24 protein-coding genes, 2 tRNA genes and 1 other annotated feature are annotated in these 23787 nt (G+C 45.4%); of the genes, 16 read left to right on the top strand and 10 right to left on the bottom strand.

Annotated features, from left to right (window positions below):
* Nucleotides 1-2: 2 nt before the first annotated feature.
* The 5 genes from ACVA54_RS09200 to uvrY all read right to left on the bottom strand — a co-directional run bounded on the left by ACVA54_RS09200 (nt 3) and on the right by uvrY (nt 3730).
* Nucleotides 3-75, bottom strand: a tRNA-Gly gene (locus tag ACVA54_RS09200).
* 4 nt (nt 76-79) lie between these two features.
* Nucleotides 80-153: transfer RNA gene (locus ACVA54_RS09195), tRNA-Cys, on the bottom strand.
* A gap of 494 nt (nt 154-647) precedes the next feature.
* Complete coding sequence (gene pgsA / locus ACVA54_RS09190) at nt 648-1205, bottom strand: CDP-diacylglycerol--glycerol-3-phosphate 3-phosphatidyltransferase (protein WP_099081002.1); 558 nt, start codon at nt 1203-1205, stop codon at nt 648-650.
* Between the two features lie 46 nt (nt 1206-1251).
* Nucleotides 1252-3084, bottom strand: coding sequence for an excinuclease ABC subunit UvrC (uvrC, locus tag ACVA54_RS09185; protein ID WP_446649543.1), 1833 nt, complete (start codon nt 3082-3084; stop codon nt 1252-1254).
* A gap of 1 nt (nt 3085) precedes the next feature.
* Nucleotides 3086-3730, bottom strand: a complete 645-nt coding sequence (gene uvrY, locus ACVA54_RS09180; protein ID WP_099081005.1) for a UvrY/SirA/GacA family response regulator transcription factor — start codon at nt 3728-3730, stop codon at nt 3086-3088.
* A 431-nt stretch (nt 3731-4161) separates the two neighbouring features.
* Here uvrY and ACVA54_RS09175 point away from each other — a divergent pair, with 431 nt between their 5' ends.
* The gene (locus ACVA54_RS09175) at nt 4162-6525 is read left to right on the top strand and encodes a DNA polymerase II (RefSeq protein ID WP_119463583.1); all 2364 of its coding nucleotides are present in this window, start codon (nt 4162-4164) and stop codon (nt 6523-6525) included.
* Nucleotides 6526-6575: 50 nt separating this feature from the next.
* On the opposite strand, the gene ACVA54_RS09170 is transcribed toward ACVA54_RS09175, so the two are convergent.
* The gene (locus ACVA54_RS09170; RefSeq protein WP_099080999.1) at nt 6576-7343 is read right to left on the bottom strand and encodes a nucleotidyltransferase; all 768 of its coding nucleotides are present in this window, start codon (nt 7341-7343) and stop codon (nt 6576-6578) included.
* 186 nt (nt 7344-7529) lie between these two features.
* On the opposite strand from ACVA54_RS09170, the gene efpL reads away from it, so the two are divergent.
* Together efpL and ACVA54_RS09160 are read left to right on the top strand one after the other, a co-directional pair.
* The gene (gene efpL, locus ACVA54_RS09165; RefSeq protein WP_099080998.1) at nt 7530-8096 is read left to right on the top strand and encodes an elongation factor P-like protein EfpL; all 567 of its coding nucleotides are present in this window, start codon (nt 7530-7532) and stop codon (nt 8094-8096) included.
* Between the two features lie 2 nt (nt 8097-8098).
* On the top strand, nt 8099-8419 hold the full coding sequence (locus ACVA54_RS09160; RefSeq protein ID WP_099080997.1) for an HI1450 family dsDNA-mimic protein: 321 nt from the start codon (nt 8099-8101) through the stop codon (nt 8417-8419).
* Nucleotides 8420-8579: 160 nt separating this feature from the next.
* Here ACVA54_RS09160 and rluB read toward each other — a convergent pair whose 3' ends face one another.
* The 3 genes from rluB to rnm all read right to left on the bottom strand — a co-directional run bounded on the left by rluB (nt 8580) and on the right by rnm (nt 11396).
* A complete protein-coding gene (gene rluB / locus ACVA54_RS09155) occupies nt 8580-9518 on the bottom strand; it encodes a 23S rRNA pseudouridine(2605) synthase RluB (RefSeq protein WP_099080996.1) in 939 nt (312 codons plus the stop codon).
* A 343-nt stretch (nt 9519-9861) separates the two neighbouring features.
* Entirely contained in the window at nt 9862-10482 is a 621-nt protein-coding gene (locus ACVA54_RS09150) for an L-threonylcarbamoyladenylate synthase (protein WP_099080995.1), read from the bottom strand.
* Between the two features lie 35 nt (nt 10483-10517).
* Nucleotides 10518-11396 carry an RNase RNM gene (gene rnm, locus ACVA54_RS09145; RefSeq protein WP_099080994.1) on the bottom strand — a complete coding sequence of 293 codons (879 nt, stop codon included), beginning with the start codon at nt 11394-11396 and terminating at the stop codon, nt 10518-10520.
* Nucleotides 11397-11493: 97 nt separating this feature from the next.
* Between rnm and ACVA54_RS09140 the strand changes: the two genes are divergently transcribed.
* The 7 genes from ACVA54_RS09140 to trpA all read left to right on the top strand — a co-directional run bounded on the left by ACVA54_RS09140 (nt 11494) and on the right by trpA (nt 18553).
* Nucleotides 11494-11619 carry a Trp operon leader peptide gene (locus tag ACVA54_RS09140; RefSeq protein ID WP_099080993.1) on the top strand — a complete coding sequence of 42 codons (126 nt, stop codon included), beginning with the start codon at nt 11494-11496 and terminating at the stop codon, nt 11617-11619.
* Nucleotides 11566-11669 (top strand) — a sequence feature (Trp leader region). It overlaps the preceding gene by 54 nt.
* A gap of 122 nt (nt 11670-11791) precedes the next feature.
* Complete coding sequence (locus ACVA54_RS09135) at nt 11792-13369, top strand: anthranilate synthase component 1 (protein WP_099080992.1); 1578 nt, start codon at nt 11792-11794, stop codon at nt 13367-13369.
* Between the two features lie 5 nt (nt 13370-13374).
* Complete coding sequence (locus ACVA54_RS09130) at nt 13375-13983, top strand: aminodeoxychorismate/anthranilate synthase component II (RefSeq protein WP_446649542.1); 609 nt, start codon at nt 13375-13377, stop codon at nt 13981-13983.
* A 38-nt stretch (nt 13984-14021) separates the two neighbouring features.
* Complete coding sequence (trpD, locus tag ACVA54_RS09125; protein ID WP_446649541.1) at nt 14022-15032, top strand: anthranilate phosphoribosyltransferase; 1011 nt, start codon at nt 14022-14024, stop codon at nt 15030-15032.
* Between the two features lie 13 nt (nt 15033-15045).
* The gene (trpCF, locus tag ACVA54_RS09120; protein ID WP_446649540.1) at nt 15046-16485 is read left to right on the top strand and encodes a bifunctional indole-3-glycerol-phosphate synthase TrpC/phosphoribosylanthranilate isomerase TrpF; all 1440 of its coding nucleotides are present in this window, start codon (nt 15046-15048) and stop codon (nt 16483-16485) included.
* A gap of 71 nt (nt 16486-16556) precedes the next feature.
* Entirely contained in the window at nt 16557-17747 is a 1191-nt protein-coding gene (gene trpB / locus ACVA54_RS09115) for a tryptophan synthase subunit beta (RefSeq protein ID WP_099080988.1), read from the top strand.
* The gene (gene trpA, locus ACVA54_RS09110) at nt 17747-18553 is read left to right on the top strand and encodes a tryptophan synthase subunit alpha (protein WP_119463586.1); all 807 of its coding nucleotides are present in this window, start codon (nt 17747-17749) and stop codon (nt 18551-18553) included. The genes trpB and trpA overlap by 1 nt, the downstream gene beginning before the upstream one ends.
* A 108-nt stretch (nt 18554-18661) precedes the next feature.
* Here trpA and ACVA54_RS09105 read toward each other — a convergent pair whose 3' ends face one another.
* Entirely contained in the window at nt 18662-19465 is an 804-nt protein-coding gene (locus ACVA54_RS09105; RefSeq protein ID WP_446581820.1) for an SDR family NAD(P)-dependent oxidoreductase, read from the bottom strand.
* 422 nt (nt 19466-19887) lie between these two features.
* Between ACVA54_RS09105 and ACVA54_RS09100 the strand changes: the two genes are divergently transcribed.
* The 6 genes from ACVA54_RS09100 to ACVA54_RS09075 all read left to right on the top strand — a co-directional run bounded on the left by ACVA54_RS09100 (nt 19888) and on the right by ACVA54_RS09075 (nt 23635).
* On the top strand, nt 19888-21147 hold the full coding sequence (locus ACVA54_RS09100; protein WP_099080985.1) for a dicarboxylate/amino acid:cation symporter: 1260 nt from the start codon (nt 19888-19890) through the stop codon (nt 21145-21147).
* A 194-nt stretch (nt 21148-21341) separates the two neighbouring features.
* Entirely contained in the window at nt 21342-21584 is a 243-nt protein-coding gene (locus tag ACVA54_RS09095; protein WP_099080984.1) for a hypothetical protein, read from the top strand.
* 130 nt (nt 21585-21714) lie between these two features.
* Nucleotides 21715-22278 (top strand): septation protein A, encoded by a 564-nt coding sequence (locus ACVA54_RS09090; RefSeq protein ID WP_099080983.1) that lies wholly within the window; start codon nt 21715-21717, stop codon nt 22276-22278.
* A gap of 140 nt (nt 22279-22418) precedes the next feature.
* Complete coding sequence (yciA, locus tag ACVA54_RS09085) at nt 22419-22856, top strand: acyl-CoA thioester hydrolase YciA (RefSeq protein WP_446596547.1); 438 nt, start codon at nt 22419-22421, stop codon at nt 22854-22856.
* 77 nt (nt 22857-22933) lie between these two features.
* Nucleotides 22934-23230, top strand: coding sequence for a YciI family protein (locus ACVA54_RS09080; RefSeq protein WP_099080981.1), 297 nt, complete (start codon nt 22934-22936; stop codon nt 23228-23230).
* A gap of 3 nt (nt 23231-23233) precedes the next feature.
* Entirely contained in the window at nt 23234-23635 is a 402-nt protein-coding gene (locus tag ACVA54_RS09075) for a GspS/AspS pilotin family protein (RefSeq protein ID WP_446581823.1), read from the top strand.
* Nucleotides 23636-23787 lie beyond the last annotated feature (152 nt).

The raw sequence follows: 23787 nt of genomic DNA, 5'->3' as shown, positions 1-23787 counted from the left end.
GGAGCGACACACGAGGTTCGAACTCGTGACCTCAACCTTGGCAAGGTTGCGCTCTACCAACTGAGCTAGTGTCGCAAAATGGAGGCGCCTCCCGGAGTCGAACCGAGGTCCACGGATTTGCAATCCGCTGCATGGCCACTCTGCCAAGGCGCCTTCGTAGTGAGTAAGTTAACTTAACTCACCACCCTTTCAAGCCAAGCTCTCTGGGGTACGGAGTGCATTCTACGGATTCACACGAACGAGTCAACACTATTTTTAATTTTTTGAATCGTTTGACTATAAATTATGCGAAAGACGGTAAATTGCTTAGTTTTAATACTGTTAAAAACCAAAATACACTTGTTTATCATGAATTTTGAACTACCGAACATCCTGAACTATAGCATTCACCGCCAGCCCAACGATACACAACCCCTAGTTTGGTCATGCATAAACGTTGTAATTGCCTAAAACTAGATTTAGTTCACATTTGTTACTTAACCTCCACTCGAGATAAGTACCCCTACAATCCTCTAGCTGTTATGCGCTGATGTTTACTCTGTTGTCACCCTGATAGGCTTTGCTTACCCCTAGCTCAGATAATAAGTCAAAAAATAAAAAAGCAGGTGATGAGCCTGCTTTCTATAAGTGTTTATTGAAAATTCTGATTAATGATTTTCTTCATTGAGTAGATCGTCTTTTGCCGCCGCTAAGTATTGTACCATTGACCAATAAGTCAGGAAGGTAGCGATGTACAGTGCACCAAAGCCTAGCCAAACCATCCAATCATCGTATCGCCAAATCAGAACCCAAAGTGCAAACATTTGTGAAACGGTTTTGACTTTTCCGACCCAAGAAACCGCGACACTAGCACGCTTACCGATTTCAGCCATCCATTCACGCAATGCGGAGATAATGATTTCACGCGCAATCATGGTCACAGCGGGGATCGTTACCCAAATAGAATGATAATGTTCGGTGATTAGAATCAATGCCGTCGCAACAAGCACCTTATCCGCAACTGGATCAATAAACGCACCAAAGCGAGAGGTTTGGCCTAACTTGCGCGCTAACATACCATCTAACCAATCGGTAAAGCCCGCAACCCAAAAGACCATTGCTGCCGTAAACGGGGCCCAAGAGTAAGGTAGATAGAAGACAACCACGAAAACTGGGATTAAGAGCAGTCTAAGTAGAGACAGAATGTTCGGGATATTCAAAGGCATTTTATTATTCTCTTACACATTGCGTGTTAATGTTGCGGGATTTTTCTTATTGTTTCAATGCTTGAAAAATAATTTCTGCCAAAGAATGGCTAATTCCCGGTACTTTGGCGATTTCTTCGACACTTGCACGCTTCAACTCCTGTAATCCCCCCATATATTTAAGCAAAGCTTGGCGACGTTTGGGTCCTACGCCTTCAATTTCTTCTAACGCACTGGTTCTTCGCGTTTTTCCTCGCTTGGCTCTGTGGCCTGCAATGGCGTGGTTATGGCTCTCATCTCGGATGTGTTGAATGAGGTGTAGTGCTGGTGCATCGCTTGGCAAGTTAAACTCATCACCATCTACGGTTATTAAGGTTTCAAGACCGGGCTTTCGTGTCACACCTTTGGCGATACCAATCATAATTGGGCGCTTAGGCCAATCACCCCAATGTCTAGCGATGATCTCATGTGCTCGGTTCAACTGCCCTTTACCACCATCAATGAAAATAATGTCTGGAATTTTTTCCACATCCAGTTGCTTGGAGTATCGACGCTCCAGTGCTTGTCCCATAGCCGCATAATCGTCACCGCCGGTAATGCCGGTGATATTATAACGACGGTACTCCTGTTTAACCGGGCCTTCGCTGTTGAAAACCACACAAGAGGCGATGGTACTTTCACCCATGGTGTGCGAGATATCGAAACATTCCATACGACTGATAGATTCCACACCCAGCACTTCCCGTAACGCTTTAAAGCGCTGGTTAATCGTCATCTTGTGATTAATCTTAGTCGTGATTGCTGTCAGAGCGTTAGTATTAGAGAGTTTAAGGTAACGACCACGAGAACCTGAAGGTGATGTATGGAAATGCACCTTGCGCCCTGCTACATCGCTCAGCGCCTGTTGTATTGGCGCGATATTTTCACCTAAGTCTTGATTCAAAATGATACGAGTAGGAATGGTACGCATTTCATTGTGGCTCAAATAGTATTGAGTTAGGAAACTATCGAACACTTCTTGCTGGCTGGTATTGTGTGGAATCTTAGGAAAATGGCTACGGCTACCAAGCACTTTGCCCTGGCGAATCATCAAAATATGAATACAAGCCACGCCCTTCTCTTGGGCAAAGCCTAAGACATCCATATCATCCATACTGTCTTCCGATACGTACTGCTGCTCTTGCACGCGTCGGATCGCTTGAATCTGATCTCGAAACTTAGCAGCATCCTCAAATCGAAGTTGCTGGCTTGCGTTTTCCATCTTTTTAATCAGTTGTTCGAGAACTTGCTTATCTTTTCCTTGCAGAAACAAACGAACAAAACCCACCACCTCGGCATACTCTTGATCCGAAATAATGGTGCTGACACACGGTCCGGAACAACGGCCAATTTGATACATCAAACATGGTCGAGTTCGATTTGAATACACCGTATCCTCACACTGACGGACCGGAAAAATCTTTTGCAAAAGGTGTAACGTTTCACGCACTGCGCCCGAGTCTGGATACGGTCCAAAATATTCCCCTTTACGCTTTTTTGCCCCACGATGCATAGACAATCGCGGATGTTTATGACCACTAATAAAAATATATGGATAGGATTTGTCGTCACGTAAAAGTACGTTGTATTTGGGGAGATATTGCTTAATGTAGTTGTGCTCTAAAATGAGCGCTTCCGTTTCGGTGTGGGTCACCGTGACATCAATTTTAGCAATATTACTGACGAGGGCGCGCGTTTTCTCACTGTCCACTTTTTTGCGGAAGTAGCTCGAGAGGCGCTTTTGAAGATCTTTGGCTTTGCCAACATAAATAACCACCGCCTCGGCGTTATACATTCGATAAACGCCGGGCTGATGAGTTACTGTTTTGAGAAAGGAAGCCGAATCGAAAGAAAGATTCACACTAAAGAGTCTCGGCGTCCAACATTCCGTGGCGAATCGCTAAGTGTGTTAACTCAACATCGCCATTAATGTCCAACTTACTAAACAGGCGGTAGCGGTAACTGTTAACTGTTTTTGGACTTAAATTCAGTTGTTCAGAAATATCCGTTACTTTCTGGCCTTTGGTGATCATCATCATGATCTGCAGTTCACGTTCAGAAAGGTCTTTAAATGGGTTTTCTGAGGCTGGTGAGAATTGACTCAGCGCCATCTGCTGCGCAATCTCTGGGGAGATGTAACGCTGCCCACTATTAACCACACGAATTGCATTCACCATTTCGTCAGGACCTGCACCTTTGGTAAGATAACCAGAAGCCCCTGCCTGCATCACTTTCGTTGGAAACGGATTTTCCGTATGAACAGTTAAAACGATGATTTTTACATCAGGATTCACGCGAAGAACTTTCTTTGTGGCTTCTAAACCGCCAATGCCTGGCATGTTCATATCCATCAAAACGACATCGGCATGATTGCTTCGACACCATTTTACTGCTTCTTCACCGCTGTCAGCTTCTCCTGCTACGTTCATTCCACGGACGTCTTCAATAATACGTCGTATCCCTGTGCGAACCAGCTCGTGATCATCTACAAGGAAAACATTAATCAAACTTGTATCTCCACACTTGTATTGGCTCTGCACCCACATAACAATGGTTAAATGTGGATATCAGTATGAGTATCTATATACTAACGTATTAGACAAAAAATTGCTTTCTCTGAATATGTGCTGAAACGCAAACTTTAGCAAGAACTTATTCATAGACCACTCAATTACCTGAAGGAGCGGTATGCAGAACCAACTTTAATTATCGCCTTAATTAACAACATAAACGGCTATAAATCAAGAAACTAAGCTTCAGATTGCCCAGCAAAACACAATCCTCGGTTTAAATGGCTACTTCATGAGCACAATAAAAACAACAAAATCCTAATGGTACTAAAGTTTAGCTTAAGCCGAGGTACACGCGCATTACCGATGCCCTTTACTGTACATAGTGGTAAAATAGACGCCCGCTGCGATTTATAAGGTTTCTCTCTTTGAACATCCAACAAGGGTTCCTCCTCACTCGACAAGCTCGAGACATCAAAGGCCAAACTCAGATTGAACTGTGGCTTTCAACGGAGAGTGGGCCGACTCAACTACTGATTCAAGGAGAAAAACCGGTTTTCTTTGTCGCACAAGAACACATCGAGCACACCAAAAGACTCGCACTGGCAAACTCAATCATGGCTGAAGTTCGCCCGCTAGCGCTCAAAAACTTTGAACTCACACCGCTTGCCGCTTGTTATACCCCGACCAGTAAAGACGCCTTTGCGCTGCAAGACTTACTTAACCAAAATGATATTGTGCATTTTGAAGGTGATGTGCGCTTAGCAGACCGATACTTGATGGAGCGCTTCATCAAAGGAAGTATCGAATTTACAGGTAACCAACGATCGCTCAATGGCTTTCAACGCATTCAAAATGCCAAATGCCGCAGTGGCGAGTACGAACCGAACCTGCATGTGGTCTCTCTCGATCTAGAATGCTCAGAAAAAGGCATTCTGTACTCGATTGGTTTAGACAGTCCAATTGACTCGCGCGTGATCATGATTGGCGAACCGGAACCCGCTGACACACCAATTCAGTGGGTAAAAGATGAAAAAGCGTTACTCGAAACATTAATTTCTTGGTTCAAACAGTTCGACCCAGATGTGATTGTAGGTTGGAACGTGATCGACTTTGACTTTCGCTTACTGCATAGGCGCGCCGAATGGCACAGTATGAAATTGGTATTAGGCCGAGCCGATCAAGCAAGCTTTTTCCGTAGCTCAGCGCAAAACCAACAAGGTTTCATTTCTATTCCCGGGCGTGTCGTTCTCGACGGCATCGATACTTTAAAGACAGCAACCTATCACTTTCGGTCTTGGTCATTAGAGTCGGTTTCTCAAGAGCTATTAGGAGAAGGAAAAGAAATCCACAACGTCCATGACCGCATGGACGAAATCAATCGCATGTACCGCTGCGATAAGCCTTCTCTTGCCAAGTACAACCTACAAGATTGTGTATTGGTTAACAAAATCTTCGCCCACACTCACCTACTTGACTTTGCGATTGAACGCTCACGACTGACGGGGGTGGAAATGGATCGCGTCGGGGGCTCTGTGGCAGCATTTACCAACCTGTATCTACCACAGATCCATCGTGCAGGTTACGTCGCACCAAACTTGCATCCAGAAAACTGGATTGCCAGCCCTGGTGGTTACGTGATGGACTCCATCCCAAATCTGTACGACTCAGTATTAGTGTTGGACTTTAAGAGCCTATACCCTTCGATTATCCGCTCTTTTTTAATCGACCCTCTGGGGTTAATTGAAGGCTTACAACAAGAAATTGGCAAGCTCGATAATCAATCTGTTCCCGGCTTTCGAGGCGGTCAGTTTCATCGAACTAAACACTTCTTACCCAAGATGATCGAAAATCTCTGGGCGGCACGTGATGTAGCAAAAAAGAACAATGAAAAAGCCTTCTCACAAGCCATAAAAATCATCATGAACTCGTTCTATGGCGTGTTAGGGTCTTCTGGTTGTCGCTTTTTTGATACTCGATTGGCTTCCAGTATCACCATGCGCGGACATGAGATCATGAAGCAAACCAAAGTGCTAATTGAAGCACAAGGTTACCAAGTTATCTATGGTGATACAGACTCGACTTTTGTCTCTCTTAATGGCACCTACAGCCAGGCCGAAGCCGACAAAATCGGCAATGAGCTGGTCGAGCACATCAACCATTGGTGGAACGAATACCTGCGCCGCGAATACAATCTCAACTCGATTCTCGAAATCGAATACGAAACCCATTATCGAAAATTCTTGATGCCTACTATTCGAGGGGCCGAAACCGGTTCGAAAAAACGCTATGCTGGATTAATTGGTGAAGGTGAACAAGAGCGTATCGTCTTTAAGGGTCTTGAAAGTGCACGTACCGACTGGACACCACTAGCACAGAATTTCCAAAACACCTTATATAAAATGATCTTCCATGGCGAAGATCCCAGTGACTATGTACGTACAATGGTCGAGAAAACCAGTAATGGCGAATTCAACGCGCAGTTGGTGTATCAAAAGCGGCTTCGTCGCAAACTGCATGAGTACCAAAAGAATATCCCCCCTCAAGTCCGAGCCGCACGCTTGGCAGATGAGATCAATGCCAAGCTAGGTCGACCTTTGCAGTATCAAAACCGGGGGAGAGTCGAATATGTCATTACGGTCAATGGACCAGAGCCGTATGAATACTGCCGAAGCCCACTCGATTACCAACACTACATAGATAAACAGTTGAAACCTGTGGCGGATGCGATTTTGCCGTTCATTGGTACTGATTTTGAACAGTTATCAGCGCCTCAGATGGGATTGTTCTAGTTTACCTTCTTGCTGATAAAAGTAGAGAAGCGGCTCAAATAACTTGTCGGCTAACCAATGCGAAATTCCGTTTTCTGATACTGCTGCACTAACCAGTTACCGAAGCTATCTAGCAAACCAATCACCGAGCGCTTTGGGATTGCGCGTCCGGAAAGCAAAATGCCGAGACGATCTATCTCGAGTTGTTTTTCTGGGTGGTATTTCAAAAACACTTCACCGCACTCCATTGGGTCATCAAACCAACGTTTGTCACGGTACATCACCAGAGAATAAGAAGCTCTGAGCAGCTTCTTCGCAATCACGATTTGGGTACTGACTAGCTCTTCTATGCTTGGTGCTTGAACGATCTTGATTCGGTATACCGATAACCAATCTTCTACATCCATATTCCAGTGCTTAGCGATCTCCCAACTAGGGACATAGTCACCAAAGCAGTCCGCCAAGTCATCACCGTACACACACACGCAACAATGTTTCAGCATAAAGCCCCAAGTAAAGATACTGTCAAGGTTAGCAACTTCATTCACCAAAGCAGTACGAATCGACACCCCTTTCACTTGAGGGTGTCCCTGTTGTGCACGCCATTTGATGGTATTTAATAACGTGGCGCGATTGCTTTCAAATGTCGACTTCGTGACCAGCACCATATCAAGGTTCGACTTTCCTACGATGGCGCTTTTTCGCGCCACACTGCCATAGATGTAAACGCTATGAAGGTTAGCCCCTAAGCCACCTTTAAGGCACATCAGGACATCTCGGATCAACGGTTCAAATTCAGGTTGAAAAGGTTGTGTTGGGTCGATTACAAGGAGAGACATTGATAGAAACGCAGCTCTAAATTTAAGCGGACAATGGTCAATATAATCCATCAGCCATGGTTTCGATTCAAGCCTATTAAGGTGTTTTATCATGACAAAACAACAACGATGAATTTTGATGCCAGAAAAGCAACTTGGCGCTATAATCACAAAGTTTTGCTTAATAAGTGTAAATAGGAAAATACAATGCCAAAGGCAAGTGAAATCAAAAAAGGCTTCGCAATCGAGTCTAATGGTAAAACTCTTCTAGTTAAAGACATCGAAGTAACGACTCCTGGTGGTCGTGGCGGCGCTAAAATCTACAAAATGCGTTGTACAGATCTAAACACTGGTGCTCGCGTAGAAGAGCGTTACAAGTCTGATGATGTGGTTGAAACGGTAGAAATGAACAAACGTGCAGTTGTGTACTCATACGCAGACGGCGATGAGCACATCTTCATGGATAACGAAGACTACTCACAATACACATTCAAGCACAACGAAATTGAAGATGAGCTTCTGTTCATCAATGAAGATACTCAAGGTATTCACCTTATCTTAATCAACGGCTCTGCTGTTGGTATCGAACTGCCATCTTCTGTTGAGCTAGTGATTGAAGAAACTGACCCGTCAATCAAAGGTGCCTCTGCATCTGCGCGTAGTAAACCAGCTCGTTTTGCATCTGGCCTTGTTATCCAAGTTCCAGAATACATCGCGACAGGTGACCGTGTGATTATCAACACGGCTGAACGTAAATACATGAGCCGAGCATAAGCATGTCAGAATTGATTTCTTACGACGACGTTATCGACGCTGCGTACGACATCTTCCTTGAGATGGCTCCAGACAATCTTGAGCCTGCTGATGTCATTCTGTTTACTGCTCAATTTGATGATCGCGGTGCCGCAGAACTTGTTGAAACTGGTGATGACTGGGTTGAACATGTTGGCTTCGAAGTCGACAAAGAAGTGTATGCAGAAGTTCGAATCGGCCTAGTAAACGAGGAAAATGACGTACTTGATGACGTTTTTGCTCGTATGCTAATCAGTCGAGACCCAGAACATAAGTTCTGCCATATGCTTTGGAAACGTGACTAACGTTTTCCTCATCATAATTAAAAATACCAGCCTCGCGCTGGTGTTTTTTTTATGTCTGTAAGTTACGCGTGATGGAAAACACGATAACCCGAGAGCTCTGAACGACAGCTAAGAAAAAGGCTTGCCAATGGGGCAAGCCTTTCTGATTTTTTGCTATCGATTAACGATGTTTATTACGTGCGCCTTGGTCACCTGCGTTCTTCTTCGGCTTACGACGAGAAGGGTTGTTGCTGCGACCTTTAGGTGTATTAACGCGCTCTTCGTGACGCTTAACCGCACGACGAATTTTCTGGCTACGCGCACGTTCGCGCTTGCGTGATGTGTTGTCTTTGTCAAGATCAATCATCGTTTCTTTCTCTGGACGGAGTTCTACCAATTCACGTAGGTAGTTAACTTCTTTAAGATCAAGTTCCATCCAACCACCGCGAGGCAGTTTCTTATCCAGATAAATATCACCGTAACGTACACGCTTAAGGCGGCTTACTGTCGTATCTTGCGATTCCCATAGACGACGAACTTCACGGTTACGACCTTCATTGATAGCGACATAAAACGTGTGGTTCATACCTTCACCACCCGCATATACAACATCTTCGAATCGAGCCATACCGTCTTCTAGCTCAACGCCTCGAACAAGATTTTTTACTTTCTGTTCTGTCACTTCGCCGAAAACACGAACAAGGTATTCACGCTCAACCTGACGGCTTGGGTGCATTAGGCGGTTTGCCAACTCACCATCTGTCGTGAACAGCAGCAGGCCTGATGTGTTTGCATCAAGACGACCTACAGAGATCCAACGAGAGCCACGAATTTTTGGCAGACGATCGAAAACTGTGCGACGACCTTCAGGGTCGTGACGAGTACATAGTTCACCTTCTGGCTTGTAGTATGCCAATACGCGACAGATCACTTCTTCTTGCGCCTTCGCAGACACAACGTGACCATCGATACGAACTACGCTGTTCTCATCCTCTAGTCTTTCACCAAGTTTAGCTACCATGCCGTTCACGCTAACGCGGCCAGATTTGATCAACGATTCAATCTCACGACGAGAACCGTGGCCTGCACGTGCTAATACTTTTTGTAACTTTTCGCTCATTTATCTACCTATGTGTCGTCTTCACAGACGTCGAGACCAAAATTGGCCTTCACTATGCAATATACCCACGTTAGTGGGATTTTTTCGGTCGGTCATTATACGAGATTCTCCAATTTAAAGTAAACAAAATCGTCTCAAATCTCGCCCTCCTTTCCTCGTATAAAGCATCATAATACGTTAATCGTTTTCTTTATAATGCTCGCCAATCACTCATAACATGAATAGTTGCGTAGCAAAGCTCATTTAGTGCGGAGCATGCATCTTAAGCTAACCAATCGCCCTAAAAGCAAAAAACAAAAAGGAGGCTCCGTGGCCTCCTTTGCTATTGATGGGCATTTCGACTTTATTCAAACGCCGCTGGATCACCAGAGCCAACACGAACTACCACTGGTTCATCATCACTGAAATCGATAACGGTAGTCGGCTGCTCGCCAAGGTAACCACCATTGAGAATAACGTCTACGGCATGCTCAAGTTTATCGCGGATCTCTTCTGGATCCGACTCTGTCACATCGCTACCAGGAAGGATTAGCGATGTCGACATCATTGGCTCACCTAAGGCTTCAAGCAGGTCCAATGCAATTCGGTTATCTGGAACACGAATACCGATCGTCTTACGTTTTGCATTCATCAAACGACGCGGTACTTCTTTTGTACCTTTGAAGATAAAGGTGTAAGGCCCTGGCGTATTATTTTTTAGTAGTCGGAATGCAGAGTTGTCGACACGTGCATACAGAGAAATTTCCGACAAATCACGGCACAGTAAAGTAAAATTGTGCTTGTCATCTAATCGACGGATTTGACAGATACGTTCTAACGCCTGTTTGTTCTCCAATTGACAGCCTAACGCGTAACCCGAATCCGTTGGGTAAACGACCACACCGCCGCTACGAATGATTGCTACTGCTTGATTGATCAAGCGAGCCTGTGGGTTTTCTGGATGAACGTAAAAAAACTGGCTCATTGTAATTCCTCATTATCGAGCCTCTCGGCTCTATATTATGGAGTCTCGACTTCGTCGTCTTGGTTGACATCGAACGAAGGGTCAATTCCCCAATCTTTCCAAACTGGTTCTACGCCCGCGGGTAACCAGAGGTTTCTTCCCAATTCCATCCACGGTGACGGATAGTGAAAGTCGCTGCCTTGAGAAGCTAATAGTTTGTATTGTATAGCATAATCAGCCAAGTTGCGCCTTTCTTGTTGCGCTTGTTGAGGTTGCGCCACTTCCATCGCATCGCCGCCCGCTTCAACAAACGCAGTTAACACTCGTTTCACCCATTTAGCCGTTAGCTGATAACGCCCAGGATGAGCGAGCACGGCTTGTCCCCCAGCAGCATGAATCGCATCAACGGCGTCTTTCATCGAACACCAATTTGGTGGAACATACCCCGGGTTATTACGCGTTAGAAATTTTTTAAACACCATTTGCATATTTTTGGCGTAACCATTCTCAACCAGCCACTTAGCAAAGTGCGCACGTGTGATTGGCGCATCTCCTGCAATTTGCTGAACTTCTTCTAGCACCCCTTCACGCGTAGCTTTTTGTAAACGATCTGCGATCAATTGTGAACGGCTAACGCGATGCTGTTTCTGCTGCTGGATAAGAGCATTCAAAGCCGCGTTTTCAGGATCAATATTCAAACCAACGATATGGATATCTTTGTTCTGCCAAACGGTCGAAATCTCGATACCATTAATAATGGTGATCGGGAGGTGGTTATCTTCAACGTATTGCTTGGCCGGAGCTAAGCCATCAACCGTATCATGATCCGTGATCGCCAAAACCTCGATATCAAAACTCAGGGCCCTATCCACCAGATCTTGCGGTTCAAATCGACCATCGGATGCAGTAGTGTGGCTATGTAAATCAATTCTCATCTTTTTTTGTCGTTTTAATCCTGTTTTGGGGTTGACTTTCCAACCGTGCACTAGTTAACTAGTACGAAAATACTAAGTACCTAATGTAAGGCTCACTATGTTACAAGAATTTAACCACAAGCAGAAAGCGAAAGTTTTGGAACATCCTAATCAGATGAATCCGACTGATCTTGCTTGGTGGCGCACTTGGACAAGTTCTTGGTGGGCCAACGTGTACTTCTAGTGTAGAAAAACGCATGTCACAAAGCCCGCTACTTCAGCGGGCTTTTTTATTTTGTCGTCTATCTCACATTCGTCACTTTATCCTTTCAATCCGCACAAGATTTGATTGGGTGTCAGTCAGCTTTATGTGAGTATGTGTTAAAGGATGATGTAAACAGTTATAAGGAGGTCTTGTGAATAAGACCATTGAAATTCAAAAGCTTGGACAGCTTAATGTACTATCGGCTTCCGTCCCTTATACTCAAGATCCGACTCGCTTGTTCCACACCTTATGCGAGAACAAAACGGACAGCTTATTGCTGGAATCAGCTGAAATTGACTCAAAGCAGGATCTTAAATCGCTTTTGATTGTCGACTCAGCAGTGCGCATCGTTTGCTACGGTCACACAGTGAACATGCAAGCCCTGACAGGTAACGGCAAAAACCTACTTACGCATCTAAGCCACAACGTGCGTGGTGACGTGACCAGTGAATTCGATGGCAAGATACTAACCCTCAAATTCACTCAACCGTGTGACACGCTTGATGAAGACTCTCGCCTTCGTGAAGCGTCGTCATTCGATGCACTTCGTTTGGTGCAACACAGCTTCGATATCTCTGAACAAGACAAAAACGCGATTTTCCTTGGCGGTTTGTTTGCCTACGACTTAGTCGCCAACTTCGAACCACTTGGTCATGCAGAAGCAACAAACCAATGCCCAGATTACGTTTTCTACGTTGCTGAAACTCTGTTAGTCGTTGACCATCAAACGGAATCTTGTCACTTACAAGCAACCTTGTTTGTGGACAATTCTCAAAAATCAGCACTCGAAGCGAGGATTGAAGAAATCAGTACGCTATGCATTGCTCCGAAACTGCTACCAAGTGCGACGCAACTTGAGAATGTTCAAGCTCAGCCTAATATTGCGGATCTAGACTTCTGTCAAATCGTACGTGACCTAAAAGAGTACGTGGTGAAAGGTGATGTTTTCCAAGTCGTACCTTCGCGTCGATTCACTCTGCCTTGCCCTTCTCCACTAGCAGCATACAAAGAGCTTAAGCAAAGCAACCCAAGCCCTTACATGTTCTACATGCAAGATGAGTTATTCACTTTGTTTGGAGCATCACCAGAAAGTGCACTTAAGTACGAAACCTACACCAACCAAGTTGAAATCTATCCAATTGCTGGCACTCGTCGGCGTGGAAAACGGGCGAATGGTGAAATCGATTTCGACCTAGATAGCCGCATCGAACTTGAACTGCGTACTGACATGAAAGAAAACGCAGAACACATGATGCTGGTTGATCTCGCGCGCAACGACGTTGCACGCATCGCACAAGCAGGCACTCGCCACGTGGCAGACCTACTTAAAGTGGACCGCTACAGCCATGTGATGCACTTAGTCTCACGCGTGGTTGGCCAACTACGTGAAGACCTAGACGCACTGCACGCGTACCAAGCATGTATGAACATGGGAACCCTAACAGGTGCACCGAAAATTCGCGCAATGCAATTGATTCGTGATGTAGAAGGTGCTCGTCGCGGCAGTTATGGCGGTGCGGTGGGTTACCTAACCGGTGAAGGCACCTTAGATACTTGTATCGTGATCCGCTCCGCGTACGTGGAAAACGGCATTGCTCAAGTTCAAGCGGGTGCAGGTGTGGTGTTCGATTCTGATCCTCAGGCAGAAGCGGATGAAACACGTGGCAAAGCACAAGCGGTCATCTCTGCTATTCAATCGGCTCATCAGCCATCAGCATATAAGGAGTAGCGGACATGGCTGACATCGTATTTATCGATAACTTTGACTCGTTCACCTACAACCTTGTAGATCAGTTCCGCTCGCTAGGTCACTCAGTCAAAATTTACCGAAACATCATCCCCGCAGAAACCATCGAACAAGCAGTGAGCGAGCTTGAAAACCCTGTGGTTCTGTTATCGCCAGGTCCTGGTGCACCGTCAGAAGCCGGTTCAATGCCAGAGCTTATCCAGCGCATAAAGGGCAAAGTTCCGATGATCGGAATTTGTCTTGGTCACCAAGCGATTGTTGAAGCGTACGGCGGCATCGTTGCTGGCGCAGGCGAAATCATTCACGGTAAGGTCTCTATGATGGCGCACCAAAACCATGCGATTTACCAAAACCTACCATCACCACTGGCGATTGCACGTTACCACTCGCTGGTTGCAACTCAGGTTCCTGAGAGCCTAACCATCACAGCAGAAGTGAATAATTTGGTAATGTCTGTCGTTCAAGAGGAAGATAAAGTTTGCGGATTCCAGTTCCACCCGGAATCGATTATGACGATCTACGGAGCAACACTGCTAGCCAATGCCATTGAATGGGCACTCAACGATAAAATTCCAACTCAGCCCCACACTGATTAAAAAGCGCTTGGCGCATAAGAAATTTAGGAGAGAAATTTATGGAAGCAATTATCAACCCTATTATGACCAAATTATACCAACAAGCGTCACTGACTCAGGAAGAAAGCCAACAGTTGTTTAACATCATCATTCGTGGCGAGCTAGACCCAATCTTAATGGCATCAGCACTGACTGCGCTAAAGATCAAAGGCGAAACACCGGATGAAATCGCAGGAGCGGCAAAAGCACTTTTAGCGAACGCCAGCGCATTCCCTCGCCCAGATTACGATTTCGCTGACATCGTGGGTACGGGCGGTGACGGTCACAACACCATCAACATTTCAACAACCGCTGCCTTCGTCGCAGCAGCTTGTGGTCTAAAAGTTGCCAAACACGGCAACCGCAGCGTCTCCAGCAAATCAGGCTCTTCTGACCTTCTCGACTCGTTTGGTATCAATCTCATGATGACCGCCGAAGATACACGCAAAGCGGTCGATGATATCGGTGTGGCTTTCCTATTCGCCCCTCAATACCACGGTGGTGTACGTCACGCGATGCCAGTGCGTCAAACCATGAAAACCCGCACCATCTTTAACATTCTTGGTCCACTGATAAACCCCGCTCGTCCAAACATCGAATTGATGGGCGTTTACCGTGAAGAACTGGTTCGCCCTATTGCTGAAACCATGCTACAAATGGGCATGAAACGCGCAGCGGTTGTCCATGGCAGCGGCTTAGATGAAGTGGCGATTCACGGCTCAACCACTGTCGCTGAAATCAAAGACGATGAGATTATCGAATATACGCTAACACCAGAAGATTTTGGCCTAGACGCTCATCCATTAGAAGCGATTAAAGGTGGCGATCCAGAAGAAAACAAAGCGATCATTACCAACATTCTGACCGGCAAAGGTACGGACGCTCAACTAGGTGCGGTAGCCGTCAATGTGGCTCTACTAATGCGTCTATTCGGTCACGAAGATTTGGAAGCCAACACGCAACAAGCCATTGAAGCTATGAATTCAGGTAAGGCTTACCAATTGGTACAGCAACTTGCCGCTCACGCTTAAGGAATTGATGAAGATGACTGACTTTAACACGGAGCAACCTGGTAACTTGTCGGAACACGTTTCTAAGAAAGAAGCAGAAATGGCAGAAGTTCTCGCTAAGATCGTTCGTGATAAATACCGATGGGTAGCGGAACGCAAAGCATCGCAGCATCTCAGCACTTTTCAATCAGATTTGATGCCTTCTGACCGCAGTTTTTATAATGCTTTGAGCGGCAACAAAACCGTTTTCATCACCGAATGCAAAAAAGCCTCACCGTCAAAAGGCTTGATCCGTGACGACTTCGATTTGGATTACATCGCATCGGTTTATAACCACCACGCTGACGCGATTTCAGTCCTTACTGACGAAAAATACTTCCAAGGTAACTTCGACTTTCTTCCGCGTGTTCGCAATCAAGTAAAACAGCCTGTTCTGTGTAAAGACTTTATGGTGGACACGTATCAAGTTTATCTCGCCCGTCATTACGGTGCCGATGCGGTACTACTGATGCTGTCTGTTCTAAATGACGCAGAATACAAAGCGCTAGAAGAAGCCGCGCACAGCCTAAATATGGGGATTCTAACCGAAGTTAGTAACGAAGAAGAACTCCACCGCGCGGTTGAGCTAGGCGCTCGCGTTATTGGCATTAATAACCGGAACCTACGTGACTTAAGCACCGATTTAAACCGCACGAAAGCGCTCGCACCAACCATTCGCAAACTTGCGCCAAATGCGACGATAATTTCAGAGTCTGGTATTTACACACACCAACAAATTCGTGATTTAGCACAATACGCGGATGGCTTCTTGATTGGTAGCTCACTAATGGCGGAAGACAACTTGGAGCTTGCGGTGCGTAAAATCACACTAGGTGAAAACAAGGTGTGTGGTCTTACTCATCCAGATGACTCAGCCAAAGTTTATCAAGCTGGCGCGGTCTTTGGTGGTCTGATTTTTGTTGAGAAATCGAAACGTGCCGTTGACCTAGAAAAAGCTCGCCTCACTATGAGTGGTGCTCCACTTCATTATGTGGGTGTATTCCAAAATCACGATATCGATTTTGTTGCATCTATCGTGACGTCATTAGGTTTAAAGGCGGTTCAGTTACATGGCGAAGAAGACCAAAACTATGTAAACCAGTTGAGAGCTGAGTTGCCTTCTAGCACAGAGGTTTGGAAAGCCTACGGTGTGGCTGACGCCCAACCCATACTACTTGGTGAAAACATTGATCGTCACCTATTAGATGCACAAATTGGTAATCAAACAGGTGGAACGGGGCAAGTGTTCGATTGGTCATTGATTGGCGACCCAGGTCAGATCATGTTGGCTGGCGGCCTATCTCCTGAAAATGCACAACAAGCAGCAAAATTGGGTTGCTTGGGATTAGATTTAAACTCTGGTGTCGAAAGCACACCGGGCAGAAAAGATTCACAAAAGTTGCTGGCTGCGTTTAATGCCATTCGCGACTATTAAAGCTATTTGTAGCTAAATAATGAAAGCAATAAAGCGATTCGCAGCAAAAAAATACGAGAAGGAAGATCACGATGGCAAAACTGAATGCCTACTTTGGCGAATACGGCGGCCAGTACGTTCCGCAAATTCTAGTGCCAGCACTGGATCAACTAGAGCAAGCGTTTATCGACGCGCAAGAAGACCCTGAGTTTCGCAGTGAATTCATGATGCTTCTTCAAGAATACGCAGGCCGCCCAACGGCACTAACTCTTACGCGTAACCTAACCAAAGGTACGAAAACCAAACTATACCTAAAGCGTGAAGACCTGCTTCACGGTGGCGCGCACAAGACTAACCAAGTGTTGGGTCAAGCGCTGCTTGCAAAACGCATGGGTAAAAACGAAATCATCGCAGAGACTGGCGCAGGTCAGCACGGCGTAGCAACCGCTCTCGCGTGCGCACTGCTTGGGCTTAAGTGCCGTGTTTACATGGGTGCAAAAGACGTTGAGCGTCAAAGCCCGAACGTGTTCCGTATGAAACTCATGGGCGCAGAGGTCATCCCTGTCCATTCGGGTTCTGCAACGCTAAAAGACGCGTGTAACGAAGCGCTACGCGACTGGTCTGCAACGTATGAAGACGCGCACTACCTTCTTGGCACAGCCGCAGGCCCTCATCCATTCCCGACTATCGTTCGTGATTTCCAACGCATGATCGGCGAAGAGACCAAAAACCAAATTTTGGCTCGCGAAGGTCGCCTTCCAGATGCGGTGATCGCCTGTGTGGGTGGTGGCTCAAACGCTATCGGTATGTTTGCTGATTTCATTGAAGAAGAAAGCGTTCGCCTTATTGGTGTTGAACCAGCAGGTAAAGGCATTGATACAGATCAACACGGCGCACCGCTTAAACACGGCAAAACGGGCATCTTCTTTGGTATGAAAGCACCACTGATGCAAGATCCAAATGGTCAGGTGGAAGAGTCTTACTCTGTGTCTGCTGGCCTAGATTTCCCTTCGGTTGGCCCACAGCACGCGCATCTAAACGCGATTGGTCGTGCGGAGTACGACAACGTCACCGATGATGAAGCGTTAGAAGCCTTTCAAGAGCTTGCTCGCAGCGAAGGTATCATCCCGGCACTTGAGTCAGCTCACGCCTTAGCGCATGCACTGCGTATGGCTCGTCAAAACCCAGAAAAAGAGCAGCTTTTGGTCGTTAACCTATCAGGTCGTGGTGATAAAGACATCTTCACCGTACACGATATCCTAGAAGAAAAAGGAGTGTTCTAATGAGCCGTTATGAGAAGATGTTTGCGCGTCTAAACGAAAAAAAACAAGGCGCATTTGTACCGTTCGTGACGGTTTGCGATCCGAACGCCGAACAATCTTACCAAATCATGGAAACTTTGGTTGAGTCAGGTGCTGATGCCCTTGAGCTTGGTATTCCATTTTCTGATCCACTTGCCGATGGTCCAACCATTCAAGGTGCGAACATTCGTGCGTTAGAGTCAGGAGCGACACCCGATATCTGTTTTGAGAAAATTAGTCAGATCCGTGCGAAGTATCCAGAGCTACCTATCGGTCTTCTGATGTACGCAAACCTTGTCTACTCACGCGGTATCGAAAACTTTTATGAGCGCTGCGCTAAAGCGGGCATTGATTCTGTTTTGATTGCAGACGTACCAACCAACGAAAGTGCTGAATTTGTCTCTGCAGCTGAGAAGTTTGGCATTCACCCAATCTTCATCGCACCGCCAACGGCAAGTGATGACACCCTAAAACAAGTTTCTGAACTAGGCGGTGGTTACACCTACCTACTGTCACGCGCTGGGGTAACAGGAGCTGAGACCAAAGCAAATATGCCTGTTAGCCATATGCTAGATAGGCTCAATCAATTTGACGCGCCACCGTCGCTACTTGGCTTTGGTATTTCTGAGCCATCTCAGGTGAAAGCGGCATTGGAATCTGGTGCGGCAGGAGTGATATCTGGCTCAGCGGTGGTTAAGATCATCGAAACGTACCTCAATCAACCGCAACTGATGCTTGATAAATTAGGTGAGTTCATATCATCAATGAAAACTGCTACGCAACAATAATCCCCAATCTACGTTGCCGCTCTCTCTGATTGAGCGGCACATTGCTCTTCCTTCCATTCAAACCGGATACCAGGCTCGCCCATGTTTCGATCCGCTATTGCCTTTACCTTAAAACGTCACTTTATCGGCATCAAAATAGTAGCGTGCCGTGGCGATGTTCATGCCGCCAGTGACAGGTAAACACACCCCAGTAATAAAGCTCGCAAGATCACTCGCTAAAAAACTAACCGCATGAGCAATATCTTTAGGCTCTCCCATTCGTTTTATAGGCTGGGTCGATAAAAAGTTGTCGATAAACTCTTGATTCAAGTTTTTCTTCACCGCATCCGTTGCGATCATACCCGGTAAAACGGCGTTGCAGCGTATCCCATAACTGGCGTATTGGATCGCTATTTGTCGTGTCATATGATTAATGGCATTTTTGGCAGTTCCATAGGAAATACTCGACATCTCTGCACTCAAAGAGGAAAGCGATGAAATGTTAACGATACTACCACCGCCATTTTTTACCATGGCAGGAATAACGGCTTTGGCTGGAATAAATACACTGTTGATATTGACCAACATGCTCTTCTCCCAATCCTCAACATCCGTATGCGCAAGATCTCGATCGAGTTTTAGGTCAACACCACCAAAGTTGTTCACCAACACATCTACCCTGCCATGCTCTTGCAAAATAGAGTCAATCAAAGGCTCATACGACTCATTATCAAAGGCGTTAAAGAACATCTCTTTCGCCTTAGCATTCCCGCTGTTGGTATTGCATTCATCAGCAGTCACTTTTGCTTGTTCCACATCCCAATCAGCAACATAGACTATCGCCCCCTGAGAGGCCAAAAGTAAACTGCACGCTTTGCCAATACCATGTGCGCCAGCCAAAACTAAGGCGACTTTGTTTTCAAACAGAGGCATATCGACTCCTATTGGATGATAGTTCTATTGTCAGAAGCGTCATTGATTGATCAATGCGTTCCTACCAAGTCACAAACTATTGCTAGTATAACGCATACCTAAAAATTCGAGTTTCCATAAAAAAAACCATTGTTTTAGCATCGATCAAAAAAACATTCTCGCAACATTTCCGAGTCAGGTTCAGCTCCAGAATCACAGACTCCGCCAATCAAATAACGATCAAAAGCCATAGCAAACGTTTGCTTTTGATTAAAAAAACAACCATTAATCAAGAAAGTTCCGATGAATCGCTAAGTTTGTACTGAACTTGTATTGCCATTTGTGAATGATAAGTGTAAAAGAACAAGCGAGATAATCATCCGCCATACGAATATAAATTAGTGGTTAATCTTAGGATTCTAAATGTTACTAGCACAGAGGTTATGGAAGTGTTAAAAGAAAAGAGTTTACTAAACAACATCGGCATGCAAGTCGTCATTGCGATGATCGTTGGTACTGCCGTTGGTGCCTTCATGGGGCAAAGTGCGACTGTGTTTGCGCCACTAGGTACCATTTTTATAAATCTAATCAAAATGTTAGTAATCCCATTGGTTGCTGTCGCTTTGATTTCAGGTGCTGCTGGTTTGGGCAATAGCCAGTCTGCAGGCAAAGTTGGCTTGGTCACCCTAGGTTTCTTTGGTCTGACATCCGCCCTAGCAGTGGCGCTTGCGCTATTCATGGGTGAAGTATTCAAACCTGGCATGGGCATCGACGTTTCAGGCGTAGAAGGCATGTTCTCAACAGAATACGCTTCGAAAGGTGAACTACCTACTTTCTGGGCAACCATCACTGGTATGATCCCAACCAACGTTTTCCAATCCCTCAACGAAGCAAACATCCTGCAAATTTTGGTCTTCTGCCTATTCTTTGGTATTGCGATTTCTAAGCAAGCAAAAGAACGTCGTGACCCAATCATCAACGGCGTAAACTGCATTGTTGACGCAATGGTTTGGATGATCAATAAAGTGATGATCATCGCACCTATTGGTGTATTTGGCCTGATGGCCGAAGCCGTTGGTACCTTCGGTTTTGGTGCCCTAATGGTGGTATTCAAACTGTTCGTTGTTTACGTTGCAGCGATCCTAGTATTCGGTTTTATCGTCTACCCTGCAATGGTCCATGTCTTTACTAAGACTTCAGCGAAGAAATTCATTTCTACAATGAAGAAGCCACAAGCAGTCGCACTATCAACCGCATCTTCAATGGCGACACTGCCTGTCACTATGGACACGTGTGAAAAAGAGCTAGGGGTTAAAAATTCAACCGCTTCTTTCGTTCTGCCGCTAGGTGCGACCATCAACATGTCTGGTAACGCAATCTACTACGGTTTAGTCGCTATCTTCTTTGCACAACTGTTCAATATTGACCTAAGTATGGGCGCTTACATCGCGATTATCGTTACTTCAACGCTAGGTGCCGTAGGTCAAGCTGGTGTACCTGGCCCTTCTTTCCTCGTTGTTGCTGTTTTGATCGCGGCAGGTATTCCAATTGAAGGTCTACCACTGCTGTTTGCACTTGACCGTATCTTCGACATGATTCGTACCGCGCTAAACATCACCGGTGATGCGGCGTGTGCGGTGATTGTTGATGCGCTTGTGGAAGAGGAAGAAGCGCAAGCTGAACTTCAAAAACAACAAGCATAATCACGCATGTCAGTGAAATAAGCCGCTCAGCTGAGTGGCTTTTTTGTATCTTCAATACTTGTCACGATTGCTCTGTTGCAAACCGACCTCACTTTTCTTTATTGATACCCCTTCAGTATGAACAAAATGGCAAAGTGAACGTACAAAATGCTATGAACTAAGTTACGGTAAAAGGTTTGAATAAGGAGGCTCCTATGCTGCTTCATCGCCACACTTACTACCGCTTGATTCATCACGGAATTAAAGCGCTACTTTTAGACCGCGTAGGCCATTTCACTGAAGAGCGATATCACCAATACCTTCTTATGACGACTGGCAAATCAAGCTGTTTCACTCTGTCACTTGAAGAACTGGAGTCAACGGTAGAAGCACTTATATCATCGGGGTATTTAGACGATGTTTCTGACGTTATCGAGCAATACCAACACGTCGCCTAGTAAAAGCGGGATGAGACTTACTGAGCGTGATCATTAAGTAAATCGCATCTCGTGCTGTCTGGATGTATTCACATTGACTAAAATTACGTTAGACTGGTTATAAACTCAGCAACTAGGTAGTTATTGTAACATGAAGCAAGTCATTGACTTTATTCCACTCATTGTCTTTTTTGTCCTCTACAAGATGTACGACATCTACGTAGCGACAGCTGCGCTGATGATTGCAACAGCGATTCAAATCGTGTTGACTTTTGCGCTATACAAAAAAGTAGAAAAAATGCAGTTGATCACTTTTGCTATGGTCGCGATCTTTGGTGGCATGACGATTTTCCTTCACGATGACAACTTTATTAAGTGGAAAGTCACCATTGTCTACGCTGTATTTGCGATTGGCTTGGCAGTGAGTCATGCGATGGGAAAATCCGCGATCAAAGGAATGCTAGGTAAAGAAATCACGCTCCCAGAAGCAATCTGGACCAAGATCAACTGGGCGTGGGTGGGGTTCTTCTCCTTCTGTGCGGGTCTGAACGTTTATGTCGCTTTCGAATTGCCACTCGATGTTTGGGTTAACTTCAAAGTATTCGGTTTGTTGATTGCTACATTCGCTTACATGATCGCAACTGGTTTCTATATCTACAAACACATGCCAAAAGAACAGAAAGACAGCACCTCCGATGTGTCAATTGATGATTAGACAAACATTTTTGCTATAATCCAGTCAATTTGATTATTTACAGCGACCTACGGGTCGCTGTTTTGTTCGTCGCTCCAAATAATATTGGTGCACGTTTTTGCTCTTTCTATGAGCACCGTTAAAGATTGTAGGATGTCATCATGAGTCAAGAAGTTAACTCTCCAACTGGTCAACTGTTGCTGCGAACTCTCGCTATGCCGGCTGACACGAACGCCAATGGCGATATCTTTGGTGGTTGGATCATGTCTCAGCTTGATTTAGCTGGCGCAATTTTAGCAAAAGAAATTTCTTTAGGACGCGTGGTTACAGTCTCTGTTTCAAGTATCACGTTTAAAAAGCCAGTCAGCGTTGGGGATGTTGTATGTTGTTACGGTGTGTGTACTAAAATTGGCCGTACCTCCATGAGCGTCGATCTTGAGGTTTGGGTCAAACCCGTAAAAGTTGACGGCGTCGAAGATCGTTTTATGGTCTGTGACGCAACGTTCAACTATGTCGCCATTGATAGCCAAGGCAAACCACGTCCAATTCAGAAGCAACGAACGAAACTCGATACATTAAATGCTCGAATACACTCATAATTTCCATTGTCGACTTGTGAGTGACATAAAAAAGGCGTTAAATTAGGGCTTTAGCCCATTAACTAAGGAAACATGCTATGTGGTACGTCATCTTTTCTCAAGATGTAGAAAATTCGTTAGAAAAACGTTTGAGCGTTCGCCCTCAACACCTTGAGCGCCTACAACTGCTTCAAGATGAAGGCCGCCTACTGACAGCAGGTCCTATGCCAGCGATTGACTCTGATAATCCAGGAGAAGCAGGCTTCACTGGCTCAACAGTGATCGCAGAATTTGATTCGCTAGAAGATGCTCAAGCATGGGCAGATGCTGACCCATACATCACCGCGGGTGTTTACGAAAACGTCATCGTAAAACCGTTCAAAAAAGTATTCTAACTTATGAAAAACTTACTGTGTCTCTTTCTAGTACTTGGTGCACTATCGGGCTGTTCATCCAATGATGATAAGCAACGTCAACTTGAACTGATGGCATCGAACCGTGCGGGCGTACTTTCTGTGGGCTTACCACTTGAATACGGCCCTCTTAAGATCATGCGCATTTCTTCTAACAAAAATGTGATTGAAATGATGATGATTTATAACGACGGCGCACTTGGCGCGAAACCGTTAAACCAAGTACTAAATACCAGTATTTACACCTACTGCCATACTCCTGCAGTACGTGAACAAATCGACATGGGTTTGATGTATCGAATTCAGATCCGTAACTCTCGCGGTCAGTTAATCGCTGACGAGTTAGTATCGGAACAAACTTGTACTGCGACTCAACAACCACAGTAATTACGTCGAGCGTCTCTTTAGCAGTCTGCGATAAACAGAAATAGCAAAGCGAGGACAACTATCCTCGCTTTTTTCGTTTTAACGACTCATTTATTTAACGAATGTAACCAAGAATGAGTGTTGTCGTTGCCATGTCCGTATTCCTTATTCAT

This window comes from Vibrio sp. PNB23_22_6, from assembly GCF_052877535.1.
Note: the sequence above shows the minus strand (reverse complement) of the source record. Positions and strands in the feature narration are given on the sequence as shown.